This window comes from Paenibacillus durus (assembly GCF_000756615.1).
GTDB lineage: Bacteria > Bacillota > Bacilli > Paenibacillales > Paenibacillaceae > Paenibacillus_AQ > Paenibacillus_AQ durus.
The window spans coordinates 2367939-2394226 of record NZ_CP009288.1 but is presented as its reverse complement, the minus strand read 5'-3'; the positions used below and the strand labels follow the sequence as shown (position 1 = coordinate 2394226).

The 26288-nt window shown below is 52.0% G+C and carries 26 protein-coding genes and 1 other RNA gene; 9 read left to right on the top strand and 18 right to left on the bottom strand.

The window, feature by feature from the left end; translation table 11 throughout:
- Nucleotides 1-48: 48 nt before the first annotated feature.
- The 5 genes from PDUR_RS10710 to PDUR_RS10690 form a co-directional block, all read right to left on the bottom strand.
- On the bottom strand, nt 49-804 hold the full coding sequence (locus PDUR_RS10710; protein ID WP_042206267.1) for a pseudouridine synthase: 756 nt from the start codon (nt 802-804) through the stop codon (nt 49-51).
- Entirely contained in the window at nt 805-2364 is a 1560-nt protein-coding gene (locus PDUR_RS10705) for an RsmB/NOP family class I SAM-dependent RNA methyltransferase (RefSeq protein ID WP_042206266.1), read from the bottom strand.
- Nucleotides 2365-2458: 94 nt separating this feature from the next.
- Nucleotides 2459-2902, bottom strand: a complete 444-nt coding sequence (locus PDUR_RS10700; protein WP_042206265.1) for a DUF309 domain-containing protein — start codon at nt 2900-2902, stop codon at nt 2459-2461.
- Nucleotides 2892-3704 carry a GTP diphosphokinase gene (locus tag PDUR_RS10695; RefSeq protein ID WP_042206264.1) on the bottom strand — a complete coding sequence of 271 codons (813 nt, stop codon included), beginning with the start codon at nt 3702-3704 and terminating at the stop codon, nt 2892-2894. Before PDUR_RS10695 ends, PDUR_RS10700 begins: the two co-directional genes overlap by 11 nt.
- Before the next feature lie 125 nt (nt 3705-3829).
- On the bottom strand, nt 3830-4927 hold the full coding sequence (locus PDUR_RS10690; RefSeq protein WP_042209257.1) for a quinone-dependent dihydroorotate dehydrogenase: 1098 nt from the start codon (nt 4925-4927) through the stop codon (nt 3830-3832).
- Between the two features lie 184 nt (nt 4928-5111).
- Here PDUR_RS10690 and PDUR_RS29135 point away from each other — a divergent pair, with 184 nt between their 5' ends.
- The gene (locus PDUR_RS29135) at nt 5112-5249 is read left to right on the top strand and encodes a hypothetical protein (RefSeq protein WP_169744905.1); all 138 of its coding nucleotides are present in this window, start codon (nt 5112-5114) and stop codon (nt 5247-5249) included.
- Here the strand turns inward: PDUR_RS29135 and PDUR_RS10685 are convergent.
- The 3 genes from PDUR_RS10685 to PDUR_RS10675 form a co-directional block, all read right to left on the bottom strand.
- Nucleotides 5246-6685, bottom strand: coding sequence for a L,D-transpeptidase (locus PDUR_RS10685; protein WP_042206263.1), 1440 nt, complete (start codon nt 6683-6685; stop codon nt 5246-5248). The genes PDUR_RS29135 and PDUR_RS10685 overlap by 4 nt on opposite strands.
- Nucleotides 6686-6837: 152 nt before the next feature.
- The gene (locus PDUR_RS10680) at nt 6838-7074 is read right to left on the bottom strand and encodes a ferredoxin (protein ID WP_042206262.1); all 237 of its coding nucleotides are present in this window, start codon (nt 7072-7074) and stop codon (nt 6838-6840) included.
- Between the two features lie 166 nt (nt 7075-7240).
- On the bottom strand, nt 7241-8536 hold the full coding sequence (locus tag PDUR_RS10675; RefSeq protein ID WP_042206261.1) for a DNA polymerase IV: 1296 nt from the start codon (nt 8534-8536) through the stop codon (nt 7241-7243).
- A gap of 289 nt (nt 8537-8825) precedes the next feature.
- Here PDUR_RS10675 and cimA point away from each other — a divergent pair, with 289 nt between their 5' ends.
- Complete coding sequence (gene cimA, locus PDUR_RS10670) at nt 8826-10445, top strand: citramalate synthase (protein ID WP_042206260.1); 1620 nt, start codon at nt 8826-8828, stop codon at nt 10443-10445.
- Between the two features lie 185 nt (nt 10446-10630).
- Here the strand turns inward: cimA and PDUR_RS10665 are convergent, their stop codons facing one another.
- A complete protein-coding gene (locus tag PDUR_RS10665; protein WP_052410164.1) occupies nt 10631-11245 on the bottom strand; it encodes a TlpA family protein disulfide reductase in 615 nt (204 codons plus the stop codon).
- 204 nt (nt 11246-11449) lie between these two features.
- Here PDUR_RS10665 and PDUR_RS27250 point away from each other — a divergent pair, with 204 nt between their 5' ends.
- The gene (locus PDUR_RS27250; RefSeq protein WP_052410163.1) at nt 11450-11926 is read left to right on the top strand and encodes a M67 family metallopeptidase; all 477 of its coding nucleotides are present in this window, start codon (nt 11450-11452) and stop codon (nt 11924-11926) included.
- On the opposite strand, the gene PDUR_RS10655 is transcribed toward PDUR_RS27250, so the two are convergent.
- The 3 genes from PDUR_RS10655 to PDUR_RS10645 are packed head-to-tail and all read right to left on the bottom strand — an operon-like array spanning nt 11908 to nt 15149.
- The gene (locus PDUR_RS10655) at nt 11908-12657 is read right to left on the bottom strand and encodes an exonuclease domain-containing protein (protein WP_042206259.1); all 750 of its coding nucleotides are present in this window, start codon (nt 12655-12657) and stop codon (nt 11908-11910) included. The two genes, PDUR_RS27250 and PDUR_RS10655, sit on opposite strands and share 19 nt — an antisense overlap.
- Nucleotides 12654-13733, bottom strand: a complete 1080-nt coding sequence (locus PDUR_RS10650) for a DUF294 nucleotidyltransferase-like domain-containing protein (RefSeq protein ID WP_042206258.1) — start codon at nt 13731-13733, stop codon at nt 12654-12656. Before PDUR_RS10650 ends, PDUR_RS10655 begins: the two co-directional genes overlap by 4 nt.
- Before the next feature lie 30 nt (nt 13734-13763).
- Nucleotides 13764-15149: an ammonium transporter gene (locus PDUR_RS10645; RefSeq protein WP_042206257.1), complete on the bottom strand. Its 1386-nt coding sequence runs from the start codon at nt 15147-15149 to the stop codon at nt 13764-13766.
- Between the two features lie 291 nt (nt 15150-15440).
- Between PDUR_RS10645 and PDUR_RS10640 the strand changes: the two genes are divergently transcribed.
- Both PDUR_RS10640 and PDUR_RS10635 read left to right on the top strand, forming a co-directional pair.
- Nucleotides 15441-15872 (top strand): MerR family transcriptional regulator, encoded by a 432-nt coding sequence (locus tag PDUR_RS10640; protein ID WP_042206256.1) that lies wholly within the window; start codon nt 15441-15443, stop codon nt 15870-15872.
- 32 nt (nt 15873-15904) lie between these two features.
- A complete protein-coding gene (locus PDUR_RS10635) occupies nt 15905-16573 on the top strand; it encodes a zinc metallopeptidase (protein ID WP_042206255.1) in 669 nt (222 codons plus the stop codon).
- Between the two features lie 49 nt (nt 16574-16622).
- Here PDUR_RS10635 and PDUR_RS10630 read toward each other — a convergent pair whose 3' ends face one another.
- A complete protein-coding gene (locus tag PDUR_RS10630; protein ID WP_042206254.1) occupies nt 16623-17537 on the bottom strand; it encodes a glutamate biosynthesis transcriptional regulator GltC in 915 nt (304 codons plus the stop codon).
- Nucleotides 17538-17586: 49 nt separating this feature from the next.
- Nucleotides 17587-18216: a rhomboid family intramembrane serine protease gene (locus PDUR_RS10625; RefSeq protein ID WP_042206253.1), complete on the bottom strand. Its 630-nt coding sequence runs from the start codon at nt 18214-18216 to the stop codon at nt 17587-17589.
- Nucleotides 18217-18341: 125 nt separating this feature from the next.
- Here PDUR_RS10625 and tpx point away from each other — a divergent pair, with 125 nt between their 5' ends.
- Nucleotides 18342-18860 carry a thiol peroxidase gene (gene tpx / locus PDUR_RS10620; protein ID WP_042206252.1) on the top strand — a complete coding sequence of 173 codons (519 nt, stop codon included), beginning with the start codon at nt 18342-18344 and terminating at the stop codon, nt 18858-18860.
- A gap of 173 nt (nt 18861-19033) precedes the next feature.
- On the opposite strand, the gene PDUR_RS10615 is transcribed toward tpx, so the two are convergent.
- From PDUR_RS10615 to PDUR_RS10605, 4 genes are all read right to left on the bottom strand, one after another.
- A complete protein-coding gene (locus PDUR_RS10615) occupies nt 19034-19423 on the bottom strand; it encodes a DUF1499 domain-containing protein (RefSeq protein ID WP_025691737.1) in 390 nt (129 codons plus the stop codon).
- A 141-nt stretch (nt 19424-19564) separates the two neighbouring features.
- Nucleotides 19565-19756, bottom strand: a non-coding RNA gene (ssrS, locus tag PDUR_RS27910) — 6S RNA.
- A 112-nt stretch (nt 19757-19868) separates the two neighbouring features.
- On the bottom strand, nt 19869-20702 hold the full coding sequence (locus PDUR_RS10610; protein ID WP_042206251.1) for a YesL family protein: 834 nt from the start codon (nt 20700-20702) through the stop codon (nt 19869-19871).
- Between the two features lie 192 nt (nt 20703-20894).
- A complete protein-coding gene (locus tag PDUR_RS10605) occupies nt 20895-22487 on the bottom strand; it encodes a degradosome RNA helicase CshA (protein ID WP_042206250.1) in 1593 nt (530 codons plus the stop codon).
- A gap of 589 nt (nt 22488-23076) precedes the next feature.
- Here PDUR_RS10605 and PDUR_RS10600 point away from each other — a divergent pair.
- The 3 genes from PDUR_RS10600 to PDUR_RS10590 all read left to right on the top strand — a co-directional run bounded on the left by PDUR_RS10600 (nt 23077) and on the right by PDUR_RS10590 (nt 26246).
- Complete coding sequence (locus PDUR_RS10600; protein ID WP_179945204.1) at nt 23077-23265, top strand: hypothetical protein; 189 nt, start codon at nt 23077-23079, stop codon at nt 23263-23265.
- A 194-nt stretch (nt 23266-23459) separates the two neighbouring features.
- Complete coding sequence (locus PDUR_RS10595) at nt 23460-24716, top strand: putative glycoside hydrolase (RefSeq protein ID WP_042206248.1); 1257 nt, start codon at nt 23460-23462, stop codon at nt 24714-24716.
- Between the two features lie 156 nt (nt 24717-24872).
- Complete coding sequence (locus PDUR_RS10590) at nt 24873-26246, top strand: MATE family efflux transporter (RefSeq protein ID WP_042206247.1); 1374 nt, start codon at nt 24873-24875, stop codon at nt 26244-26246.
- The last annotated feature ends 42 nt before the right edge of the window (nt 26247-26288 follow it).

Here is a 26288-nt window from a genome sequence, read left to right as displayed (position 1 = left end):
CTATGTAAAATTATAATACGGCGTCATCCGGGCTTGTGCATCCAATTGTTAAATTTCTGCTAGCAGCTTAAGCTCTTCGCTCGTCAGCTCACGGCAGGCGCCTTCGGGCAGATTCGCATCCAGGGGCAAATTGCCCATTGAGACTCTTTTTAAAAAGATAACCTTCTTCCCGACAGCCTGGAACATCCGTTTCACCTGGTGGAACTTGCCTTCGGTAATCGTCAGGGAGATTTGCGAAATGACCTGTCTTCCGCGCTCCCTTCCCAGAATTGTCAGCTGCGCCGGCAAAGTAACATAACCGTCGTCCAGTCTTACTCCCTCCGCAAAAGCTGCCACATCGTCCGGGCCGACCTCCCCTTCTACGAGGGCTTCATAGGTCTTGGGCACATGCTTGCGGGGTGAGAGCAGCTCATGGGCAAGCTGTCCGTCATTTGTCAGGAGCAGCAATCCGACCGTGTCTTTATCCAGTCTGCCTACCGGAAAAGGCTCGAACACCGTATAGCGCTCCTCCAGCAGATCCAGCACCGTCCGGTCCCGTTTGTCCTCCGTCGCCGACAGTACGCCCGGCGGTTTATTCATCATAAGATAAATATGTTCACGGTAAAGAACCGTCTCACCGGCCACCTCGATTGTATCGTTATAGGGATCGACATGTGCGCCGCTGTCTTTCTGGACCACACCGTTAACGGTGATGAGGCCCTGCTTGGCCTGCTTGCGGAGCTCGCTGCGCGAGCCGTAACCGACATGGGACAGTATCTTATCCAGCCGCTGCTTTTTCCCTTCGCCGTCTCTTAACTTTGCCATCTATGTCCACCTCCAGCCTACGGGATATTCATTCTTGAGGATGCCATCCTGCCATTTCCCCCAGCCGGCGCTGTATCCGTCGATACAGACAAGTACATACCCCTTCGGCGATGTGCCGGGGGCAATCATCAGGCCGTCCTCCGAAATCGACAACGTCTCCCCCTTCAGATAGGACACAGCCTCGGGCCCGTCTCCGGCAAGCGACAGGCTGCGCTTGCTTTCTCTAGGGATCAGCGCGGTCGCAAGCGGGTGGCCCGGAATGAAGCGTCCGCTGCGGACATGCCCTATGTACCAGCCGGGACGCACCGTTCTTAGACCGTTCAGCGCTTCACGCGGCAGCGGTGACAAATACAGATGCTCCCCGAATAGAACGGGAAAGCCGTCCGGCTGCCAGCCAAGCTGCTCCCGGGCAAACTCCGCATAGGATGCTAAAATATCTCCCTCCGATGCAATGGCCGCACTTCGTCCCCTGCCATCGTTCCGGGATGAAGTGCGCCCGTTTCTGCCGTTTCTGCTGTCGCCGCGGCCCACAGTTGACTTATCCTTGCGGGAGATGGCTGTCCGGCCGCCTTCTCCATTCCGCCCTCCGCGTTCTTCAAGCGGCATGGCCGGCATTGATTTGCCGCCGCTGCCCGGCCACGCTCCTTCGCCGCTCTCCTCTTCGGGCTTTCCATTATGTCTTAATACGGCAATATAATGTCCCTCGCCCTTCACCTTGTGGGGCCATAAACGCGCCGTACCCGGAAGCGGTTCCAGCCCCGGGGAAAAGGAGCCAGTGCCATGGGCAGGAACAACCGAGAACTGCGGATATGCGGCAAGAAACTCAGCGATGCTCCCTTCATTCTCCTCCGGCGAGAAGGTGCAGGTTGAATAAACCAGCGTCCCCCCCGGTCTGAGCGCCAGCGCCGCCGCCCGCAAAATCTCCCGCTGCATGCCGGCATACTTGGCCGGTGTGTGCTCGTCCCATTGCCGGACCATATCCTCGTCCTTGCGAAACATGCCTTCGCCCGAGCATGGCGCATCGATCAGGATTCGGTCGAAAAATCCCGGGAAAGCCGCGGCGATTCGCTCCGGGCTCTCGTTTAGGACGACCGCGTTTCTCGCGCCGCACAGCTCCAGATTCTTCGCCAGAGCCTTGGTCCGCTCAGGATGCAGATCGTTGCTGATCAGCATTCCCTGCCCTTGAAGCTTGGCGGCGATCTGCGTCGACTTGCCGCCGGGTGCGGCGCACAAATCCAGCACACGGTCGCCCGGGAGAACGCCAAGCAGCTCGACGGGCGCCATGGCGCTCGGCTCCTGAATATAGTAAAGCCCAGCGTGATAGTAAGGATGCTTGCCGGGTCTGGCGCCTTCGGTTGTGTAAAAGCCCGTGGAGCACCAGGGGATCGGATCCATGCGGTAAGGTGAAATCCGCTGTAGCTCATCCGCCGTAATCTTTAGTGTATTAACACGGATGCCCGTATGTGGAATCTCCCCATAGGTCTCCGAAAATGCTTCATATTCCCGTCCCAGCAGCTTCTTCATCCGCTCAGAGAAGGAGTGGGGAAGTTGTACCGCCATGCTGCCGTCCTCCTGATTATCCAAATAAGGGTTGAATAGCTCAGGAACACCCCAACGGGTGTTCCTGAACCGTAATTGATAAGCAAATCCTTGGTTAGCGGCGGCTAGACTGCTCTCTGCGGGGTCCCCTCCGCTGGGGGATATTTGGCTTGATTTCCGGCAAAGCGGCCTGAACCGCCTCGGACAGCTTATCGTCCACGATATCGATAGTCAAATCGTAATATGCCAGATCGTCATACCCCTTTAACCGCCGAACATAGTTTTCCGTCTCTTGGACCAGTTTGCCAAGACGAATGCCCAGCGTAATCTCCGGATATTCCCGAAGCTTCGCCGCCGCTCCTTCCAGCATGATCATGGCGCCGCGCGCATTGCCATTGCGGTAATGATACAGCCCCACGGCTACCTGAAGCAGCGCCTTATACAGCGGGTCGCGGTCCTTGGAGAGCCACAGCTCTTCCAGAACCTCGTGACATTCGAAATAGTCGCGGTCACGATTGAAGTAGACCAGATAAGCGACATACAAAGGCTCATACCCCATCCGGCAAATCGCCTTTCTTCGCCTGCGAAATCATTCCGCGCACCCGTCTCAGCAGCTCCTTCATTGCTTCCATATCCTGGCGCTGCCAAATCTCGTTGAATTCTTCCTGGCTGCGGATCGCTTCATTGACAAGATGGTAGAAATACAATTGATGTATCGCATGAAGCACCTGGGTTGTCGTGTTGGAATTTTCCTCGAATGTCTTCTGCGCTTCCAGTATTTCTTCCCGGATGCTGGACATTTCGCTATCCAGAATGGATGCGGCCTCGGCTGCCGTCTTCAGGCGCAGCCTAATTTCATCCGGCAGGCTTTCCCGGTATTTATAGTTCAGGGAGTGCTCGATGGTCGCCCAGAAATTCATCGCCAGCGTGCGGATCTGAATTTCGGCCAGCACGATCTTTAGCCCGAGGGCGGTCTGGACCGGGTACCTGATGATCATGTGGAAGCTGCGGTAGCCGCTCTCCTTGTAATTGGTAATGTAGTCTTTCTCATATACCACTTCAAGGTCTTTGCGGGCGCGGATATACTCCGCCACACGCCGGATATCCTCCACGAACTGGCACATGATCCGGATACCCGCAATATCCTCAATCCCCTGCTCCAGATCCTCCATACGCACATTTAGGCGCTTCGCCTTTTCCAGAATGCTGGACAGGCGCTTCACCCTCCCGGTTACGAATTCAATCGGCGTATATTCCTCGCGCTTCTTCAGCTCCGCGCGCATTGTTTTGAATTTAACCTTGAGTTCTTCCACTGTCTGTTCATATGGAAGTATAAAAGTGCCCCAATCTCTGCCGTCCATCGTCCTTCCTCCTGTTCTTTACTCTCCGCCGTCAGCTAAGAAGAAACGGCTGCGCAGCCCTGAAAGGGCTGCATCCGTCTCTCGTAAAATATAAGGCTTTGGATAAGCGCTAAGCTTATTCTTGCTTATATTTGGACGTCTGCGCCCACCGCTTCGGAGATATGCCGGAAGCCGTCCCTTCTCAGGAGATTCCGCAGCCCGGCATGTATCCTGCGGTTTACCTCCGGCCCTTCATAAATGAGAGCCGTATATATTTCGACCAGGCTTGCGCCCGCCCGGATTTTGTCATAGGCATCCTGGGCGGAGAAGATGCCGCCAGAACCGATAATCGGCAGCTTTCCGTTTGTCTGACGGTAGATCGCGGAGATGATTTCCGTTGATCTGTCCCGCAGCGGCTTTCCGCTGAGTCCGCCGGTTTCCGACGCGCTTTCATGGGTGAGTCCCTCGCGGCGAACTGTCGTGTTGGTAGCTATAATACCATCCATACCCGCTTCTGTCAGCGTATGCACCATGTATTCAAGCTCCGCTGCACTTACATCCGGAGCAATCTTGACCAGAATGCTCTTTCGAACGCTGCTTGATCCGCGCTGGAGCTCCATCTCCTGCTTAACTTCCGACAGCAAATGGGACAATTCGCTTCCATGCTGGAGACTACGCAAATCCGGCGTATTCGGAGAACTGATATTAACCACAAAAAAATCACCGTACGGATACAGTGTGCGAATGCACTTCCGGTAATCCTCATGCGCGGCTTCATTGGCGGTCGTCTTATTCCGTCCGATATTGATCGCGACCGGAATGGTCCGTCTGGTCTCCGCCTTGAGGCGCCGCGCCATAACTTCCGCGCCTTCATTATTGAAGCCCATCCGGTTGATGAGCGCTTCATCAGGCGGAAGCCGGAACAGCCTTGGCTGCTCGTTCCCCGGCTGGCCCTTTGGAGTCACCGTACCGACCTCCATAAAGCCAAAGCCGATTGACGAAAATCCAGGGATCGCCTGAGCATTCTTATCTAATCCGGCCGCAAGCCCTACGGGCGAATGAAAATGAAGTCCAAACAGGTCAACAGCCAGCTCCGGCGTCTCCGGGACGCCGTACATCAGGCGCAAGGCGGAGCGTCCGCCCGGCAGGGCGGCTGCTTTTTCAAGTCCCCCGATGACGAGATGGTGTGCTGCTTCCGGGTCCATTTTAAAGAAAACAGGTTTCGCAATATTTCGATACAGCACCATTCTCGCTCCTTCAGGCATAAAGTTTCATTATAATTTTAGCCTTTTCCGCGGGAAAAGAAAAGTTCTAGTCCTTTTCGCGAAAAGCGGGATGGACGGGGAGTATAGTATTTTTTTTGTAAACGCATTACAATATAAGGGCACAGGGAAATCCAGATATAAGAGAAAAGGATGGTCGATTCATATGTCAACCAAACGAAAACCGCCTACAATACAGCAGAAAAAAGAAGAGGTCAACCGCAAAGCCATTGTGTGGATCGGCGCCAGCATTGCGCTGCTTGTCGTTATTTTCATCGTCCTCTTTATTGTAACAGGCAGTTAATTCAGCCAATGGTATTGTTTGCGGGGGTTGGTCTGGTTCCCGGCGGCTTTCAGAGAGAACGGGTTCTCTGAACCCTGCGTTACATCAGGCAAAAGCCCCCCTCCGGCAATCTGCACCTTCGTTCCTTTAGGGACAAGATCGAACAGCTCCTCAATATCTCTTCGCTTCATTCGTATACAGCCCAATGATTCATCCTTGCCCACGCTTTCCGGTTCATTGGTACCGTGAATGGCGTAATTGGTGTCGGAGAGCTGCATTCCCCTGCTGCCGAATTCCCCGTTGTCATGTCCGTTCGGATTTACAACCTTGTCGGTGATGACGAAGCTGCCTTCCGGCGTCCGGGTGCCTCCCAGCCCCACTTCATAGCTCCGAATAATGATTCCGCCGCTGGTCACCGCCAAGCGGTGTTTTTGCTTGTCAACGAGAATGGCGAGCGGCTGAGACAGGAAAGGCATCTCCGCCCCGCCATTACCCGCTGAGGGCGCGGCCCCTGGGGCGGCTCCGGAATCCCCGCCCGGCGCGTCCAGGCCATCAGCGCCTTGCGCGGCCTTCCGCTCCGCCTCGGCTTTCAGCGGCGCGAAGGCCCGCTCCATCAGCGGCGTCGTCCCAGCCATCCAATTGCCCGGGAAATTGCCAGTCAGCTCGCCGAGCGATTCCGGCATCCGTCCCTTGGCCGCGCGAAAGCTGTTCAGCGCGCTCCAGAGCGCAGCCAGCTGTTCCTGACGCTGCTGCCATTCGGCCCCGCGGTCCGCCAGCGCCCCGACATCCGGCGGCTTGCATGCGCAGGCTGCGGCATCGTAGGATTGGATCGTCGTCCTGCCGTTCTCGTTCCGCTCCAAGGTATACGCCACCGGAAGCCGCTCCTTCCAGAGCAGCCATTTCCCCGACCGCTGCATGCCAAGCACAGCCGTCAAAGAAGGAACCTTGCCACCTCCGCTTCCAAGAAGCCCGGCCAGACCGCTTGCGGAAGCTGCGCCGCCACCGCCAGCTTCCCGGGCTGTGAATAGTGTATCCGCCGCTGAATCGCCAGCCTTCTCCAGATCGAGACTGCTTTCGGAGTCCGCAGCTGGAACGGTTTTCGCTTGGTCCTCAGGTTCGACTGCCGTCATCATAGAACCGTCGCCCGGCGCTTTAGCTGCAGCCGGCATCAGAACAAGCAGCAGAAATGACACCAGCAGGAGCAACCTGCGTATCCTGCCATTCCGCTTCTCCCGCTCCCTTGCCGTCCTTAGCAATTCTTCTTCATATTCCCGAAGCATATCGGACGGCACTTTGCTCTGCTCAAAGGCCTCGTACACGCCTCCGGCCTGGTTGAAGCAGTAGTTCGCCTTGCCTTCCTGCCCGTTTTTCTTATATTCCTTACCCAGCAAATACCACGCCATTTTATTGTCGGGATGCATCTGTACGTACTGCTTGAGGTACTGTGAATTTTTCATCGCTGCCTCCGTATGGTTGGAACAGGCTTAATATTTATACTATATATCGGACCAAAAACAGCAAAAAGACACCCCTGTCACAATAAAATCTGTGAACCGGGATGTCTTTTCATGAGTCCAATTAATAAATCCGTGAAACGGCGGAATTAACCTTACTTGTTGAACGGTGCATCTGCAATCTTGATGGAATCCGTCGGACAGCCGTCTGCAGCATCTTGCAGATCGTCGAACAAATCCTCCGGAATGTCCGTTACACCGCGGTTGGCGTCTCCCTCGTAGATGACTTCAGCCAGTCCTTCGTCGTCATAATCGTAAATGTCAGGAGCGGTAGCGCCACAGGCTCCGCATGCGATGCAGGTATCTTTCTCTACCCAAGTGTATTTAGCCATTATGTTCTGCCTCCTACTAATCAATCAGCCGCCCGAGAGCAGGCTGTTGTTATAACGATTGTCGTTCCTTGATGGACGAGTGTCGTTTCTTCTTGTCATATTAATATAAAAAGACGGTAATTTCAATCCGTATTCCCGCGCTTTTGTCATTACTGCTTAAATCATGTCACTCCTCATCCTGCTGGGGAGAGCGCAGCTGATCCTTCTGCAGCGAGGTGCCGCGCGCCTTGTGATTGCGCAGAAGATTCGTGTGCGGATCGCTTAACATCCCTGCTGTCAGCACGGCATTCTCGCCGAATTTGTTGCGCAGCATATCCATTACCTGGTTTAACGATTCCTTTTTCGGCTGACGCTCATAATCAAAAAGATCTAGCTGAATGGCAGAATCCTCCTTTGGAGACAAGCCGTGCAGCGTCACTCCGAGCAGACGGATAGGCTTCTCCTCACCCCAATGCTTTTGAAACAATGCGCAGGCCGCTCTATATATATCCTCAGCTGTCTCGGTAGGAACCTCCAGCTGCCGCGAGCGGGTGATTGTCTTCATATCAGGGGTCCGCACGGTAATCTGAACGCCGGAAGCAACGAGCTTCTGCCTACGCAGTCTTCTGGCCACCTGGTCGCTTAAGGCGAGCAGAACCGGCCGCGCTTCGGCTATCCCTGAAATATCGCCGGGCAACGTCGTCGTATGGCCGATGGACTTGCTCTGCTCCCGCTCTGGATTCACGGGGGAATCGTCAATGCCATTCGCTGCGCGTTTAAGCCAGGAGCCCAGAATGCCGAAAGTATCAAGCAGCATTCCTTCATCCGCCGCAGCCAGCTGACCGATGCTGTAGATGCCCAATTTTTTCAGCTTATCCGCCGTCTTGGCGCCGATCCCGAACATCTCTCCGCAGGGCTTGTTCCACAGTACCTTCGGTACATCCCGCAGTCTTAAGACAGAAATACCGCTAGGCTTCTTGAGATCGGAGGCCATCTTGGCCAGCAGCTTATTGGGCGCAATTCCGATGGAGCATGGCAATCCAAGCTCATCCATGATTCGGTTCTGTATGGTCCCGGCAATCTCCAGCGGTGTGCCGAACTGCCGCGACCCTGTAATGTCAAGATAGCATTCGTCGATGGATACCGCTTCCAGCAATGGCGTATAGCTGTAGGCAATCTGCATGAAGGCTGCCGAATAACGGCGGTAGAGATGAAAATCGGGCTTGATGACAATGAGTTCCGGACACACGCGCAAGGCCCTCTGCACCTGCATGCCTGTAGAAATGCCGCGCCGCCTTGCAGGATAGGAGCAGGTGACGATTATTCCTTTGCGGAGCTCCACGCTTCCGGCCACCGCTGTCGGCCTTCCTTTATAGGCTTCTGGATTCTCCGCCTCATGGACGGAACAGTAGAACGCATTCATATCCACATGCAATATCACCCGGCCGCTGGCGGGATAATACCGGTCTACATTATCGCTCATATCAGCCCTCTTCCTTCATGGTAATACTGGTGCTGCGCCAATTACCCTGCTAATTTTTAGCATACCGCTCCCCGCTTAACAGGTCAATCCGGTTTGAAAGGCCTGCCCGCCGGGAATTTCCCGCTCTTTTTTACTAAAATTAAATATTAATGTGTGAGTTCTCTGTTACATTCCAGCGTAAAAATGGTATAATATAAAAATTCATTCCCGCTAAGTTTATGCTTCCGATGCCAGTTTTGCGAAGTACACTCACGGAAGTTATGCTATCAAAACTTTTAGGAGGACGTATATGTCTAAGTCCATCTCCATCTTCGATACAACGCTGCGCGACGGCACCCAAGGCGAAGGAATCAGTCTGTCGGCGGACGACAAGCTGAAAATCGCCAGGAAACTCGACGATCTGGGTGTGCACTACATTGAAGGTGGCATTCCGGGAAGCAATATGAAGGATATCGAATTTTTCAAAAGAGTGAAAGATCTTCATTTGAACGCCAAAATTACCGCATTCGGCAGCACGCGCCGCAAGAACTCGCAGGCGGACCAAGATGACAATCTCCAGCGTATACTGGCAGCAGGCGTACCCGCAGCGACGCTGGTCGGAAAATCATGGGACTTCCATGTGCATACCGCCCTGCAAACCAGTCTAGAGGAAAATCTCGCCATGATCGGCGATTCCATCGCATATTTAAAAAGCAAGGGGCTTGAAGTCATTTTTGACGCCGAGCATTTCTTCGACGGATATAAGAATAATCCCGAGTATGCCGCGGCAGTCATGTCGCGCGCTCGCGAAGCGGGAGCCGATTGGCTCGTAATGTGTGATACCAATGGAGGGACGCTGCCGCATGAGATCCGGGATATCATATCTTCTTTGACCCTTCAGTTGCCCGGCGCGCCGCTCGGTATCCACACCCATAACGACTGTGAGCTTGCCGTAGCCAACGCGCTCAGCGCAATAGAGGCCGGTGCCCGGCAGGTGCAGGGAACGATCAACGGATACGGCGAGCGCTGCGGCAACGCCAACCTCTGTTCCATCATTCCGACACTGCAGCTCAAGATGGGCTACAGCTGCATTCCAGCGGATTCTCTGCCGCAGCTTACGAATACGGCCCGCTACGTCAGCGAGGTCGCCAATGTTAATATGCCGGTAAATCAGCCCTATGTAGGCAGCGCGGCTTTTGCACATAAAGGCGGTATTCACGTCTCCGCCATTCTGCGTGACTCCCGCACCTACGAGCATATCGCTCCCGAATTGGTCGGCAACAAGCAGCGTGTGCTGGTCTCCGAACTGGCCGGTCAGAGCAATGTACTGTCCAAAGCGCAGGATATGGGCCTGAATCTTGACCCTAGCAGCGAGCAGGCGCGCAAAGTAATCGATAAGATCAAGGATCTGGAGCATCAAGGTTACCAGTTCGAAGGCGCCGATGCTTCGCTCGAGCTGCTGCTCCGTGAAGCGACGGGTGAAATGAATGAACTGTTCACCTTCGAGTCGTTCAAGATGCTCGTAGAGAAATCCGCCGGAAAACCGGTTGTCTCGGAAGCATTCGTCAAGCTAAAGGTCGGAGGCGAAACTCTTTATACCGCCGGCGAAGGCAATGGCCCCGTCAATGCTCTGGACAATGCGCTGCGCAAGGCGCTTCTGGCTCATTTCCCGCAGCTGAAAGACATGCATCTATCCGATTACAAGGTCCGTGTGCTGGACGAGAAGGATCAGACTGCCGCGAAGGTCCGTGTGCTGATCGAATCCAAGAATTACAGTGATACCTGGAGCACTGTCGGCGTATCCGCCAACGTTATCGAGGCAAGCTGGGAAGCGCTGGTTGACAGTATGCGCTACGCCCTGCTCGGTCAAATGTCGCCGGAAGTGACTGATCTTCTGGATCTGGGGCAGCGCGGCCTGGTCAATCATTAATTTAACCGCTCAACAGTAACAATCAGTTAGAGAATGCCAAAGAGCCGCTTCCCTTGCGCATCCGCGCGGAATCGGCTCTTTTTTCACAAAATCAGTTCGATATCGTCACCATGTGCAGCAACCGAATCGGGTCACTCAGGACAGCTCAATAAGAGTTCGATTGGCCTCTGCTGGTCGTGCTATTCTTACAAGCGCTGCTGCTGCATCAGCTTCTCCAGTTTCACATCAAGCTGCTCTGCGGTTAGTCCCCCGAGAATAATCTCGGAAATAACGCCGCTGCGGTCGATCAGCACATTGGTAGGAAACACGGCGCCATTGTATTTGGCATAAGCCTCTCCTTTAAGATCGAACATTACGGGAAAGATAAGCTTATACTTTTTCACAAAACGGTCGGCATTGGCCTTGTAATCGTAGCTTGTCACATTGATCCCATAAATATCAAGCGTATCCTTGTACTTCTCGGCTATTTTGTTTAATTCAGGCGCTTCTGCCCGGCAAGGATCACACCAGGAAGCCCAGAAATTGAGCAGTACGGCCTTATCCCTTGCTCCGCCTACTGCATAAACGGTCCCATTCTCACCCTGAATTGTAAAAGAGGGCGCCAGAAGTCCAGCCTTGGGTCCGCTCTCGGTCGGCAGGGTCTTGCCGTCAGCTGGAAGAATGGCCTGTTCAGCCGGCGGCGCATCATTAACATGCTGAACATTTTCCGTCTTGCCTTCGCGATTCCGCAGCAAAATAACGGATACCGCAACTAACGCCAAAATGACGATTACCAGGTTTCTGCGGTTTGCCATCTTCATCGTAGATTTTCCTTTACAAATGGAGTAATTAACTCCTATTGTACCCCCGTCTAGGCAAGTTTCAAACGGAAGCATCGGAAGTACCGCGTATTTACCGTTAGTTTCCCCGGCAAATCCGAGTGTTTCCCGGACGGTATAGAGTTTTTGGACAAAAAAAGGGGATTTCGTCAAGGACGAAACCCAATGAAGAGAGAGGGGTGAACAATGACAGCATTCCAGGGAAAAGTTCCACCTATATGGCTAAAACCTTCCGTATACCAAGCGCTGGGGAAGCATTTGGCATCCGCTCTTCCGCATGAAGCATGCGGCGTCCTGCTGGGTGCTGCCGCAGCGGGCGGCATGCGCATCGACACCTATGTGCCCATGCGCAACGTAGCGCCTGACCCGCTGCATGCTTTTGTCCCGCATCCGGCTGACTGGATCTCGGCGCTGTATCTAACGCCTCCTCCAATCGGCCTGTTTCACTCCCATCCGCTCGCAGCCCCTCAGCCCTCATCCGCCGACCTTGACGGATTGACCGGTCTGTGTGACCACTTTACGGTATATTTAATTGGCGCTCCCGGCAAAGAGCCGGCGCATCCCTTTCTTATGAACGGGTATAACATTCAGCGTATCCGAACCGAAGACGGGAAACTATCCGTCTCGCTGATTGAAGCGCAGCTTCAGGTTCTGCTCAAGTAAGCATACAGGTCGCCCAGTGTCTCCACCTTCTTATGCTGGGAAATCTCACGGAGGTAAGACACCCAGAGCTTAGCCGTCATTTTGGCGTCTTCCAGCGCATTATGTCTTCCGCAAATCGGGATTCCATGCACCGTCAGCAGTTCATCAAGCGTGTAATTGCCCCGGCTTGGCTCCAGCCAGCGCGCAAGCATCATCGTATCCAGCACGCGGTGGGTGAGCTGAACCTTGGATGTTTTCCAAAGCGCAGCGTTCAGAAACGATTTGTCATGAGCGCTGGCATGGGCGACCAATACTCTTTTACCTACAAATGACATAAAATTATGAAGTCCGTCAATAAGTGAAGGCGCCGCTTTGCTCATTTCTTCGGTAATTCCCGTCAATTCGGTAATATTCGCCGGAATGGAGGTCTGACAATTGACAAGGGTGTAAAAGCACTCGTCCTCAATGACCTCCTCCCCGACGACCTTAATCGCCCCGAATGACAGAATCTCATCCCCATGTTGACTGGAAAATCCAGTCGTTTCCAAATCAAACACAATGGTCTCCAGCTCGGACAGCGGCGTATGCAGCACTTCCGGCCGGCGTTTCTCCCTCATCAAAGACCTGATAAAAGCCATTTGCTGAGCGGTCTGCTGTGCGGATTCTCCGCCACGAATCGAAGCGATCGCAGACGGCATGCCGCCGTGTCTTAAGTTGTTCCAGAACCCGCCGCCTTTGTTCGGCTCCTTCATAGCTGTCTCCTTTCCGCTGACCGGAGCTGGCGCTGCAGAACCCGATGGATGCGTCTGACAAGCAGTAGGCTGTCTCGCAGTTCGGACATCAGCTGCCTGTTCCTCAGTTCATTTTCAGATGCAAAATCGCTGCCCGACAAGAGTCCGTCATGAACCGAATAGGGAGTGTTGACCCTCATCTTTAGCGCCGTCAGGAACGCGCTTCGCACACCTTCGGGCAGATGCTGGTACTCCTTGCTCAGTATTTCCAGTCTTTCTAATGTCGAGGTCTTGCGAATTCCATGCTGCAAAGCAAAATATCTTACACCGTTAACTAACGGAATGTATAGTCCATATTTGACGTCAAATCCGCCGGCATGATCCCCGAACCGTTCGGTGAGCACCTGCCCCAGCAGATTAAGCGTCGCTTTATGACGGACGGTATTTCGCAGAACAGCCGCCCAAAGTTTGGAGTTATCGATGAACCCTTCATGATAAAAATCCAGCCACTGCTCGGAGAGGCTGCGGTCTCCCGCAACATGGCGCATATCGGAACAGATTATCAAATATCGAATGGGTTCCCATTCAAACTGGGTTCTCCAACCCGTAATCTGCTCCTTCCACTCAGTCAGAGTCTTCCGCCACATCGGCTCGGAAACCATGACCTTGCCTTCGCATTTCTCATATCCGGTATTAGCCAGCAGTAAGGAAAGCCTGATCCCGAATTCTTCAAAATACTTCTCCTTCGCTTCCTCCGGTTCTCCTTCGATAATCAGCCCGTTATCCTGGTCGCTCCACAGCGTTGTTTCTTTTCTTCCTGCGCTGCCGAACACAATAAAGGAATAAGCGCAGGGAGGCGGGCCATGGCCCGCCTCAATCATCTGCGCCTCGGATAAAACAACCGCCGCTTCTGCGATAGCATCATGCATCGCATTGACACGCAGCATCCATTCCTCAATTGGGATAACATTTAGCTGTTCCAGGAGAATGCTTTGACAGGCTATGCGCCTTGTCTTCAGCTCCTCGGGCGAACCGGATGTTACGATGGACTCATAAACTGCCTTATAGTCCCAATCGTCAGACTCCGTCTGGGTCACTCGGCCCGCCTCCCTGATGTAGTCATATAATTATTTCTTTTGGGATTCGGATTCCGAAATCAGCTTCATTTGCTCAGGATAACCATAAGTACCGTGTTCACTGATATCCAGACCCATTAATTCTTCTTCTTCCGTAACGCGAATACCGCTTACCAGCTTCATGATATACAGGAAGATGAAGGACAGGACGGCTACGAAGGCAAACGTTCCGATTACACCGAGAACCTGAACACCAAGCTGGTGGAAGCCACCGCCATAGAACAGACCAGCTTGACCGATATTTACAGTTTTAACGAGTTCAGGAGTCGCGAACAAGCCAGTGGATACCGCCCCCCACATACCGGCAATACCGTGTACGGAGAAAGCGTAGATCGGATCGTCAAGACCCGCGCGTTCCAGCCATTGCGAAGTCATGAATGTAAATGCGCCGGCAACAAGACCGATTACAAAGGCTGCCCAAGGTTCAACAAATGCGCAGGCGCCGGTAATGGCTACGAGAGCGGCCAGAACGCCGTTCAGCATGGCCGGAATATCAGACTTGCCGAAGTACAGCCAGGAGGCTACCAGAGCCGCAAGACCACCGGCTGCCGCAGCAATGTTCGTAGTCAGGGCTACATAACCGAAGAATCCGCCCATTGGGCTCAGTGCGCTGCCTGGGTTAAACCCGAACCAGCCGAACCACAAAATGATAACGCCAAGAACCGTGAATACTTGGTTATGTCCCGGAATAATAACCGGCTTGCCTTCTTTGTTAAATTTCCCAAGGCGAGGCTTGAGCAGAATTGTCGCGACTACTGCCGCGGTTGCACCCGTCAGATGGACTACTGTCGAACCTGCATAGTCCTGCATGCCCATCGTTGTCAGCCAGCCGCCGCCCCATACCCAGTGAGCGACAACCGGGTAAATAAAGATGGAGAACAAAATGCCGAAGATAATATATACGCTCAGCTTCGCGCGTTCAGCCATACCGCCGGAGACGATGGCAAGCGAAACAGCCGCAAACGCCATTTGGAACAGGAATTTTACGTTCAGGGTTACATCGGAGAATGCCAGCGATTCAAAGGAAGAAGCCATCGAATCACCGCCATATCCAAAGCCCGTTGTACCAAAGAAATCATTGCCGTTGCCAAAGCCCAAGCCAAAGCCCAGCGCCCAGAAGCAAATGCTGGCAATCGCAAGCGTCAGCACCGTCTTGCCTGCAACGTGGCCCGCATTCTTCATCCGAACCGAACCGGCTTCCAGCATAGCAAAGCCCGCTTGCATTACGAATACCAGAATGAATGCCAAATAAGTAAAAGCTGTGTCCAGACCGATTTGCAGGTCCGGAGCAGTAGGACCGTCAGCGGCAAAAGCGCTGACCGGGTAAATCGTCAGCGTTAGCATCGCTAACACAAAACATAACCACTTTCTCTTCATTACTCCCCACTCCCCTATGTAATATATTCTAACAAATCATGAAACTCTTAATGTCATTATAAGCAAAACGAAGCAAAATTGACAAGACTATTTTTCACGAAACGAGAAATAAATTTTTAGTAAATAATTAGCAGCATCAACCGGGAATAAGATGAATATACTTTTGAAAGCGTGACGTTTGACTGTACGGTTTTCTGTTTGATATCATTAATAGACAAATCAAGGAAATACGGCATCCATTTCACCCGGAGCCTGAACATTTCCTTTCAGAGAGGTGAACAGCATGGGGATATGAACCTGTACCGGATCGGCGAACTGGCCAAGGCGGCTCATATCAGTGAGCGTACTATTGATTATTATACCAAGCTTGGACTGATTCATCCCGAAACAAGAAGTATAAAAAATTACCGGCTATACAGCGATGAAACCTTGGATACCCTGGAACGTATTAATCAATTGAAACAAGAAAAATATACATTGGAAGAAATTAAGTCCATTATAGCCAGGTGGAACTCGGCAGCCCCCGATCCCGATGTATCCAGTAAGCTGGCAGAGCTTGAGGCCCACATGCAGCAGCTCCGGCGTGAGGTCAAGGCGCTTGAACCGGCGCTGAGCCGAATGAAGCCGGGACAGGCCAAGCTGGCCTTGGCTCATCTGATTCCGCAGGGAGCCGCCTGCATTGAAGCTATACGTCTTCTATTGACGCAGGTGCCGCCAATCTAAATCAATCGACCAGAAAGTGGAGGAATGAGTAAATGATGTATCTATTAGTAATAGTAGCTTTTCTGTTCTCGTTATGGGCTCAGTTCAGAGTAAAGGGAACATTTAACAAATGGGGTCAGGTTGCCAACCTGAACGGGATGACCGGCTACGAGGCCGCAAGACGAATGCTGGATTCCAATGGCCTCGGCGATGTTCCGATTGAGCCCGTCCCAGGCGCCCTTACCGACCATTATGACCCGATTCACCGGGTTGTCCGTTTGTCGGAGCCTGTATACTATGAACGCTCAATTTCAGCTGTCTCCGTAGCCTGCCACGAGGTGGGGCATGCCATCCAGCACAAAGTTCACTATCCGATGCTGGTGCTTCGCCACCGGATGTTCCCAATCGTTAATTTCGCTTCGGGCGTCGCTCCTTTCATGCTGCTCGCCGGCTTCCTGTTCAGTTCCTTGAATTTGATCGGTCTTGGCATTATTTTCTTCTCGGCAGCTGTAGCCTTTCAGCTTGTAACCCTGCCGGTGGAATTCAATGCCAGCAACCGGGCACGCCAAGTCATGGTTGAGCAGGGCTTTATCCGAAACGAGGAAGAACGCGGAGTCGCCAAAGTGCTTAACGCCGCAGCGCTGACCTATGTTGCCGCCGCTCTCGTCTCCGTACTTGAACTGCTTCGCCTGATTCTGGTCTATACCAGCAATCGCGACTAACCAGCAGCTGTACAGACAGCCCTTGTATCATAACATACCCCGGAAGGCTCTAGGAGCCGACCGGGGTATTATTTTGCCGCGTTCTAAAATAAGTCAGCAGAAAAGCCCTGAACGAGCGCGCGACCAGCGGGAGTCTGCCGTCCGAGCGGTGTATAAGTCCGATTGTGCGGGTAACCGCCGGCGCTTCTACTCTCACCTGAGCCGGTTGAAGCGAGTTCGTCGGGAACAGCGCCATTTCCGGCAGCAGACTGACTCCCATTCCCGCAGCGACGAGGCCGCGTATCGTGTCCGTCTCTCCTCCTTCAAACGCGATTTGCGGGGTAAATCCCGCTTTCAGGCAGGCCTGCCAGACGATAGGACGCAGCGAGTAGCCCGGACTGAACAGCACGAACTGTTCATCCTTCAATTGTTCAAGCCGTATAATCTTCTCCTGAGCAAGCGGATGATTCTGAGGAAGGATCGCGAACAGTTCTTCCGTCATAACCACATCCCCGATCAATTGCTCATCACTGTCCGGGCAAGGGGATATGAAAGCCAAATCCACTTCACCGGAGAGCACATCCTTTATCAAAGAGGGATACATTCCCTGCTTAAAGCGGAATTTGACATGCGGATAATGTCTGCGGAACTCTGCTACGATAGTAGGAATCAAATGCGTCCCGACGCTGTTCGGAAAACCGATTCGGATTTCCCCCCGCTCCGGGTTCAGAAATTCGTGTATTTCGGCCACGGACCGGTCCAGATCCTTTAGGATCGATTCTACACGTTTACAGAACAGCTGTCCTACTGGTGTAAGGTGCAAATTTCTGCCTTTTTGCATAAACAAATCAATGCCCAGTTCCTGCTCCAGCAGGTGAATCTGACGGCTGACCGCCGACTGGGCCACATGCAGCTCCTCAGCCGCTTTGGTGACATGCTCTTTCTGGGCAACCTTCAAAAAATACTGTAATTGTCTAAGCTCCACGCCACAATCGCCTCCGTCCTAACGCTTCTTTCTGACCGAATCGTTCTCATCATCGCGACCGCCTGCGGGGCAGCACCCGAATAATGAGACCATATAGGAAGAAACCGCCGATTAAACCGCCAATATGGGCGGTCCAGTTCACATTTGGCGTAACGAAGGACATAATAATCCCCATCGTCAGCAGGCCATAGAGCGTCCTGCGCGAACCTTCATCCATCATGGTGCGCTGAAACAGGGCAATATACAGGAACGCGCCATAAACAGCGAATATCGCCCCTGAGGCGCCGACCGAGACGTGCACAACCTCTTCATGGGCACTCCCCCATGCTCCAAAAGACAAAATATTGCCGATAATCCCGCCCATCACGTACAGCAGCGCGTAACGCCACCAGCCCATAAGCCGTTCAAGCGGCGGCGCAAATACCAGCAGCCCAAAGCAATTGAACAACAGATGAGTAAACCCGTTATGCAAAAAGATTGAGGCAACATACCGCCACAGCTCTGCTCTTTCCGCTGCCGCATCCGTCATTGCTCCGAAGCGCAGCAGCGTATCGAGATTCGTCGAACCGCCATTCAACGCAAGCACCATAAACATGATGATATTTGCTAAAATGATAAGGCTTGTAACCGGATAAAATTTAAGATAGCTTTTCCAATTTTCATAACGAATAAATATCATGGCGCCACCCTTCTCTTCTTTTCTTGTTCTATATACGTCCCTGGTTGGACAGGGTCTCATTAAAAAGATTATAATTTATTGTGGCGGCAACAAGCCAATTTTGTTAGTTCAAGGAGGAATATTCAGTGACGCAAGAAAGAACAGGCGCAGCCACTTTTAAGGGAGATCCGATCACTCTTATAGGACCTAAGCTGAGTGCCGGCGATCCGGCTCCCGATTTTGTTCTCAGCAAAAATTTGCTCGAGGAAGCTACCTTGAAAGACTTCAGTGGAAAAATAAAGCTCATTAGCGTAGTTCCTTCACTTGATACCGGCGTCTGCGACGCGCAAACCCGCCGATTTAACAGTGAAGCTGCAGAGCTAGGCGATGAGGTCGTCATTCTGACCGTCAGTGCTGATCTTCCATTCGCTCAGGCCCGCTGGTGCGGCGCCGCAGGGATCGACCGTGTCATTACGCTCTCGGATTACAAGACGAACGCCTTCGGCGAGGCCTACGGTGTGCTGATCAAGGAATTTAAGCTCGAGATGCGCTCTATCTTTGTCATTGATAAAGATGACAAGATCACGTACGTGGAATATCTAGGCGAAATGGCGGAGCATCCGAACTACGAAGCCGCTATTAGCGCGGTCAAGAGCTTGTTGTAACAGCGAACTTACACTTTCATGTTTAAAAAGCGGAAGAAGGCCATACCTTCTCCCGCTTTTTTGCAAGCAAAAACAAGCCAATTTCCATCTTGGCAAAGATGGGTAAATTTGTTTCTTCCATAATATAAGCGCATACATTACGCGCTTTCCTTCGCTAAGTGCCGCAGCAGGATTTAATCGAGCTTATATTTGCCGATCTTCTTGTCCAATGTCTCGTATAGACGTTGAATGACCCGGTAATTAGAGCCTAAATCACCAAGCGAGCCCCGGGATGCCGAATAGACATCGACTGCACACCGCGTTGGCGAGGTATTAAGCACAGAAACGGTAATATCCAGCGTTCGGCCGAATGCCGTCTTTTTCTCCAGCGTAATCTCTCCTACGGATTGAACTTCATGAAGCACTCTAAAGCCTGGAATTTTCTTTAACGTGGAGGACACTTCCTCCCATCCCTTTTCTTTGGTGAGGTTGTAATAGCGCGTTTTCAAAGCAGGTTCTTTGGCGCGGTCGCTCGTTCCTTCATGGCTGCGAAACAAGCCGACCAAGGTTCTTTTTAAAGACAACTTACTTCCCCCTCATATCCCAAGTTCACTTATTTCAGTGTATCACTCTTGCTGCGGGAACAAAAGTAAAATGCTTATTTATCACAAGAAGGCGCCCAGTCTCCCGCTCAGGGTAACTTGGGCGCCTTCGTACACGATAAAAGAAAACCCGCCTATGCCGTCCGGCTACAGTGTCTTCTGAACCTGCAATAGCAGGTGGGTGATCGCAGTTGCGGTTTTGAGATCCCCTTGTCATATAGACAGGGCCTTTCAGCTGCGCTTCATGTAGATCTCCCAAGACATTATCATTGGTTCAAAACAACGAGCAGCCGATAACGTACATCGCAGGATTTAGCCCTATTATATTGCGTTTTAATGAAAAAGTAAACCTTGTATGCGCTTTATTTTACATGAGACGATTTTTCTTTTTATATAAGGATAACAATCTGCAGCAGAATACGCTGAATTAAAGGCGGGTCTGCTCTTCGTCCGGCTTTTCTTTGGAAAGGTTGACTTTCTCTGAAATTCCTTCCGGTTCTTCATTGTCGGTGCTGCGCTCAGCCTCCAGAGTTTCTTCTTCCTGACGTTGTCTCGTTTCCGCCTGAAGCTGCAATTTATTGTAGGTCGCGTAGAAATTAAAGAAAGCAACCATGGCGATCAGCGTTGGAATACACACAAAATAGAGTGCAGGATATCTCAAACCGATGTAAGCGAGCACAACACCAGCCACGAGGGTTGTAAATACCCGGATCGGACGGGCGATGGTCAGCAGAATGGAGTTGGTCATCACTTGCTTGAAAGTCATTTGATAGTGAACGACAGCAGAAAAAAAGTTGAACATCGACACCATAAGGACAATCATCAGAACAAGCATCAAAATACCAACAATCTTGAAATCGGCCATTTGTGTCATATAAATCGTCACATCAAAGTACATCACTACGAACAAGAGCGTATAGATCAGACCGCCAAGCATGCTCTTCAGGTAATTTTCTTTATACCCTCGAAAAAAAGTCTTGAATGTGCTTACATCCGTATTGCCCATTACCCACTTACGGACCACCGTGAACAGCGCCGACGTCGCCGGAAAAACTGTAAACGGAGCTGTGATAGCAAGGCCCCAGTTCAAGGTGACCTGCTCGTTGGCTCCCCCCTGGCCTGTCGCAATCAGCATGATTTTCATCACGATAAAAAATAAAAACGGAGATGAGCATAAGGTCCAAAGCACATTACTGAACGCTATGCGTGAAATCCACTCCGTGATGCGGTATAAACCGCCCATTGCGCCTTTAAACTCCACTTTCCTTCCTCCTGTCTCTTCGCTACTGCATAGCTTAACTATACCTTATTTGACCATGGTATTTCCATAGCACAAGCACGTAAGTTTGGGCACGGAGCTCTGTTTAGTTATGTAGAGGTAAAAAAGAAGACGGCGCGCACATGATGCGCACCGTCTTCTGTCTGCTCCCCGGCTTGTCACAGCCCGGCAGGCTTAAATATCGAAGGAATCCTCACGCTTCGGCGTGCGGCGTTCACCGTCGGCCGGACGCTGGAATTTGCGTTCTCCGCCGCGATAATTCGAGCCTTCACGGCTTCCTTTGTATCCGCCGCCACTAGCGGCGCCGCTGTTATATCCGCCACGGTTGCCGCCGCCCTCGCGGTTGCCACGGTAGCCTCCACCGCCGCCATAGCCGCCACGGTTGCCGCCATAGCCGCTAGGTTTGCGGCCGCTGCGGATATCATTCTTGCCGCCGCGGCGTTTGACGCGAATCGGTTCTTCCGGTGTCAGTTGGATTTCGGAATCCTTCTTCTCCCCGGTAAGAAGCTGCATCGCTGCGGACAGCAGACGAACGGAGTCATACTGCTCAAGCAGTTGGATCGCAATGCCCTTGTACTCGTTCAGTTCTCCATTCTCCATCGTGTCCATCAGACGCTCGGCGGTAACGCGCTGTTTGCCTTCGATTGCTTCAGCCATCGTAGGCAGCGGCTTGCGGGTAATCCGGTGGCGGGTTACACGCTCGATCAGACGCAAATGGTCGATTTCACGCGGAGTTACAAACGACCAAGCGGAGCCTTCCTTGCCTGCGCGTCCGGTACGTCCAATACGGTGTACATAGCTTTCCGGGTCCTGCGGCAAGTCAAAATTGATGACATGCGTTACGCCGGAAACGTCAAGGCCGCGGGCCGCCACGTCAGTCGCCACCAGCACGTCGATGCTGCCGTCGCGGAATTTACGCATCACGGCGTCGCGCTGATTCTGAGACAGGTCGCCGTGCAGGCCGTCCGCGGAATATCCGCGTTTTTGCAGCGCTTCGGACAATTCGTCAACCCGGCGCTTGGTGCGTCCGAACACAATCGCAAGTTCCGGAGATTCCATATCGATCAAGCGGCTCAGCGCTTCAAACTTCTGGCGTTCCGGAACTTCAATATACGACTGATCGATGAGCGGCGCACTGACCTGCTTCGGAATGACGGAGACATGCTCAGGGTTCTTAAGGAACTGCTGGGCAAGACGCTGGATGTTCGGAGGCATTGTTGCCGAGAACAGCATTGTTTGCCGCTCTTCCGGAACCATTTTCAGGATGGACTGGATATCTTCCATGAAGCCCATATCCAGCATTTCATCCGCTTCATCCAGTACGACAGTCTGTACGTCGTCCAGACGGATCGTCTTGCGGTTGATGTGGTCGAGCAGACGTCCCGGCGTACCGATAATAATCTGCGGTTTCTTCTTCAGACCGCGGATTTGGCGGCCGATGTCCTGCCCACCATAGATTGGCAGGGAACGAATTCCCTTGAAACGGCTGAGCTTACCGATTTCTTCCGCTACCTGAATGGCAAGTTCACGGGTCGGCGTCATGATCAGTGCCACGATTTTTTCTTCTTCACGGGGGATCTTAGTGATAAGGGGAATTCCAAAAGCTGCCGTTTTCCCGGTACCGGTCTGAGCTTGTCCAATCATATCGCTTCCTGTCAAAGCGATTGGAATCGACTGGGATTGAATCGGAGTCGCCTCCTCGAATCCCAGTTCTGTGATGGCTTGCAACACTTTCGGATCCAAGTCGAATTCTGCAAATGTCTTCAAATTATTCATGCTCCTTCTATACAGTGGACATTCCACATGCTTGTCTGTATTCTTAAGTAGCGGCAAACATTTATAGGCTGTCCAATCATGCCGAAAACTCTGCATGGTTTCGCGTAAGGGGACGGCGGGCCGTCCTTTCATCAGGTGCTCTAATTGGCCCGAACAACAGTAGCTATACATTCGAAACAATGCAAAAAGTTCATTGTAACGCTCTACTCAAGAATATCCTATACATTATATCACAAATCCAAAGAGGAATACCAGCGTATTCCTTTCATTCGTTTTTACATCGTTTGCATTCCTACTTACATCCATGATTCGGAAGGTGATTCTCACTTGCTTAGAGCGATCCGCAAGCTTTTGTCAATATTTTGGAAACCGACGGTATTATGGGATCGTTCCGCAAAAGGTAATTTGTTATATGATGCACATGCTTAAAAATTGTGATATATTAATGATGCGCAGAAGGCAATACATTCTCTTGAAGATTCTGCTCTGCCCTCTTTTCCAGGCACTTGTCGTTTTTCTGGGTGAAACCTGAATTTAAGTTCAGCAACATTCGAAAAAGGAAAGGGTGATTACTGTGGAAATGGAAACGGTGAAATTGTCAGAAATCGTCATGAAGTGGTATCCGGATATGATGCCGTTTCTCAAGCAGGACGAACTCGATTCCATGATCGTTCTGCGGGACGGGCTGAGCATTCTGGACTCTGCTGATGCGATGGACATCATTCAGTACAGCATTTGTGAGCATCAGGATTCTGCGTATATTCAATGAAGGAAACATGAGTTTTAAGGTTGCCGCTTGGACCGGCGTTTTTCCGGTTCAGGCGGCATTTACTTTTTTTCACACTTTAACGCTTGGCAGAAGATTGATAAATCGTTTCATTATTGTTACAAACCTGTTCTTTTTATTCGTTACCGTTCTTATTATAATTTATACCAACGTACATAAAAGAGGAGAGAGAAAAAATGAATATCACTTGGGCTATATTGATGATGGCCCTGGGAAGCGTAGGCGTTCAGCATGGGCAATCGCAAGCCGACGCGGCCGCCGTACTTCAATCCGCCGCTTATACGGCCGTTGCCCCAAATCAGACCGCCCCGCCAAGCGCAACCGGAGGTGGGGCGGATTCGGAACCGGGGGGCGCAGCCGCAACTACTGCTCCTTCCACCTCGCCGGATGCAACCGTAACCGTAGATGGCGCCCCCCTGCCTGATCCTCAGCCGGATGCCCCCAAGGTCAAGGGAATATACGTCACGGCGTACAGCGCAGGCGGCTCGCGGATGGATATGCTGCTAAATTTGATCGATAAGACGGAACTGAACGCGATGGTTATCGACATCAAGGACGACGCCGGTTACATCACCTACAAGACGGATAACGCCGAGCTGCAGCAGATGGGCAAGCCCCAGCCTTTTATCGGCGATGTCAACAAATTGATGGCACGTCTTAAGAAACATGGTGTCTATCCGATCGCCCGGATCGTTGTCTTCAAGGATTCCGTGCTTGCCAAGAAAAACCCGCAGTTATCATTTGTGAAAAGCGACGGTTCCGTATGGCGCAACAAAGGCGGAGACAGCTTCGTCAATCCCTACAATGAGAGGGTATGGCAATACAATGTCGAAATCGCCAAAGAAGCGGTCAAGCTCGGCTTTAAGGAAATCCAGTTCGATTACGTCCGCTTCCCCGAAGGATTTGAAAAACGGGCAGATTCGCTGAAATACACCAAGGTCGCAGGAAAAAGCCGGGTTCAAATCGTTTCGGACTTCGTCAAGTACGCGAAGCAGGAGTTAAATCCGCTCGGCGTAAGGGTATCCGTTGATATTTTTGGCTATGCCGCCTCGGTACCGGCCGCAGAAGGTATTGGCCAGGATTTTGTGAAAATTTCCAAAAATGTGGATGTCATTAGTCCCATGGTTTACCCAAGCCATTATTCGGTCGGCTGGTTCAACGTCAAGGACCCGGATAAGAACCCTTACGCGACCATAAAAGGCTCAATGGCGGATACCTACAAGAAATTAAATCCGCTAGGCAGCTACAAGCCGATTATAAGGCCCTGGATTCAAGACTTCACAGCCAGTTGGCTTGGCAGCGGTCATTATATTAAATACGGCAAGCAGCAGGTGGAAGATCAGATCCGCGCGATGAAAGAACAGAATGTTAACGAATTCCTGTTGTGGAATGCGAGCAATCGTTATACGACGGGCGTCGACTACGAAAAATAACGAATACTGCAATGATTCATACATCTAAATTATTCTTATAATTTTGATCAGGGACCCGGCTTAGGTGCCGGGTTCTTTGCTGGACCGAGCTTACAGCAGCTTAGAGTCACCCATGCTCCCGATTTTGCAAACTTAAAGATAACGAGGCATATTTTCATGAAACCAACAACATCATTAGGCCAAAAGACAATCCAGTTTCTCCATATTCTCTTCCCCATCCTCATCACTCAAATCGCTTTGTCCGCGATCGCTTTTTTCGATACGAACATGTCCGGAAGATTTGGTACAGCCGATCTCGCCGGGGTCGCCATCGGCACCAGCTTATGGATTCCCATCCAAACTGGACTGAGCGGTATCTTAATCGGACTTACCCCAATCGTTTCGCAGCTGTTAGGAAAAAGGCGTGATGGCGAAGTCGCTTACAAAGTTATGCAGGGCATCTGGCTGTCGCTTATCGTATCACTTTTTGTGCTGGCGCTTGGAGCGGTCGCATTGGGACCGGTTCTGGGCTTTATGAACCTTGAGCCTTCCGTACGGAGCATCGCCTTTCGCTTTCTGTGCGCCATATCCTTTGGAGTCATTCCTCTGTTCGGGTATACCGTGCTGCGCAGTTGTATTGATGCAACCGGTCAAACCCGGGTGTCCATGTTCATCACTCTGATCGCCCTGCCTGTAAATGTCGGACTGAATTACCTGTTGATTTTTGGCCATCTGGGCTTTCCCCGCATGGGTGGAGTCGGCGCCGGCGTTGCTTCTGCTATCACGTACTGGGTCATTTTTGGCGCGGCGCTTCTGTTTATATTTCGGGCAGAGCCGTTCAAGAATCTGCAAATTCTCCGCAAACTGCACGCGCTCTCGCCGGCAGCCATTAAGGAACAGTTGTTGATCGGCGTGCCGATTGGTTTCTCTATCTTTTTTGAAACAGCCGTCTTCTCCACGGTCACACTGTTAATGAGCCGGTTCGATACGATGACGATTGCCGCCCATCAGGCTGCGATCAATTTTGCCTCCATGCTGTACATGATTCCGCTCAGCATATGCATGAGTCTTACCATTCTCGTCGGCTTCGAGGCCGGTTCGGGAAGATTGAAGGATGCCCGCCAGTACAGCCTGCTCGGCATTGGCTCAGCCGCCTCCATGTCGCTGGTCACCGCGCTCGTGCTGCTCTTTGCCGGAAGTCATGTGGCTGGCTTATATTCAACCGATCCGAAAGTTATCGCGTTAATCAAGCATTTTCTAATCTATGCAATCTTTTTCCAGATCTCCGATGCGATTGCCACGCCCACCCAAGGCATTCTGCGCGGATATAAAGACGTGAATCCAGCCTTTATTATCTGCTTCATCGCCTATTGGATTGTCGGGCTGCCCATCGGCTATGTTCTTGCCGAACATACAGATTTAGGTGCGTACGGCTACTGGGTCGGACTGATCACGGGCCTAGCCATCGGGGCGGCGCTGCTGCTCAAGCGGCTCTTCATAGTCCAGCGCCGATTTGCAGCCCAATATGGCGGACCGCAGACCGAAAACTAAGGGAATCAGCGGCGGAAGAAGCAGCAGCACTTTTGATTTAAC

Bases quoted from the DNA above. Each gene is read 5' to 3' on its own strand.
- PDUR_RS10710 (WP_042206267.1), bottom strand. From the start codon at position 804: ATGGCAAAGTTAAGAGACGGCGAAGGGAAAAAGCAGCGGCTGGATAAG.
- PDUR_RS10705 (WP_042206266.1), bottom strand. From the start codon at position 2,364: ATGGCGGTACAACTTCCCCACTCCTTCTCTGAGCGGATGAAGAAGCTG.
- PDUR_RS10700 (WP_042206265.1), bottom strand. From the start codon at position 2,902: ATGGGGTATGAGCCTTTGTATGTCGCTTATCTGGTCTACTTCAATCGT.
- PDUR_RS10695 (WP_042206264.1), bottom strand. From the start codon at position 3,704: ATGGACGGCAGAGATTGGGGCACTTTTATACTTCCATATGAACAGACA.
- PDUR_RS29135 (WP_169744905.1), top strand. From the start codon at position 5,112: ATGTCAACCAAACGAAAACCGCCTACAATACAGCAGAAAAAAGAAGAG.
- PDUR_RS10685 (WP_042206263.1), bottom strand. From the start codon at position 6,685: ATGAAAAATTCACAGTACCTCAAGCAGTACGTACAGATGCATCCCGAC.
- PDUR_RS10680 (WP_042206262.1), bottom strand. From the start codon at position 7,074: ATGGCTAAATACACTTGGGTAGAGAAAGATACCTGCATCGCATGCGGA.
- PDUR_RS10675 (WP_042206261.1), bottom strand. From the start codon at position 8,536: ATGAGCGATAATGTAGACCGGTATTATCCCGCCAGCGGCCGGGTGATA.
- cimA (WP_042206260.1), top strand. From the start codon at position 8,826: ATGTCTAAGTCCATCTCCATCTTCGATACAACGCTGCGCGACGGCACC.
- PDUR_RS10665 (WP_052410164.1), bottom strand. From the start codon at position 11,245: ATGAAGATGGCAAACCGCAGAAACCTGGTAATCGTCATTTTGGCGTTA.
- PDUR_RS27250 (WP_052410163.1), top strand. From the start codon at position 11,450: ATGACAGCATTCCAGGGAAAAGTTCCACCTATATGGCTAAAACCTTCC.
- PDUR_RS10655 (WP_042206259.1), bottom strand. From the start codon at position 12,657: ATGAAGGAGCCGAACAAAGGCGGCGGGTTCTGGAACAACTTAAGACAC.
- PDUR_RS10645 (WP_042206257.1), bottom strand. From the start codon at position 15,149: ATGAAGAGAAAGTGGTTATGTTTTGTGTTAGCGATGCTAACGCTGACG.
- PDUR_RS10640 (WP_042206256.1), top strand. From the start codon at position 15,441: ATGAACCTGTACCGGATCGGCGAACTGGCCAAGGCGGCTCATATCAGT.
- PDUR_RS10635 (WP_042206255.1), top strand. From the start codon at position 15,905: ATGATGTATCTATTAGTAATAGTAGCTTTTCTGTTCTCGTTATGGGCT.
- PDUR_RS10625 (WP_042206253.1), bottom strand. From the start codon at position 18,216: ATGATATTTATTCGTTATGAAAATTGGAAAAGCTATCTTAAATTTTAT.
- PDUR_RS10600 (WP_179945204.1), top strand. From the start codon at position 23,077: ATGGAAACGGTGAAATTGTCAGAAATCGTCATGAAGTGGTATCCGGAT.
- PDUR_RS10595 (WP_042206248.1), top strand. From the start codon at position 23,460: ATGAATATCACTTGGGCTATATTGATGATGGCCCTGGGAAGCGTAGGC.
- PDUR_RS10590 (WP_042206247.1), top strand. From the start codon at position 24,873: ATGAAACCAACAACATCATTAGGCCAAAAGACAATCCAGTTTCTCCAT.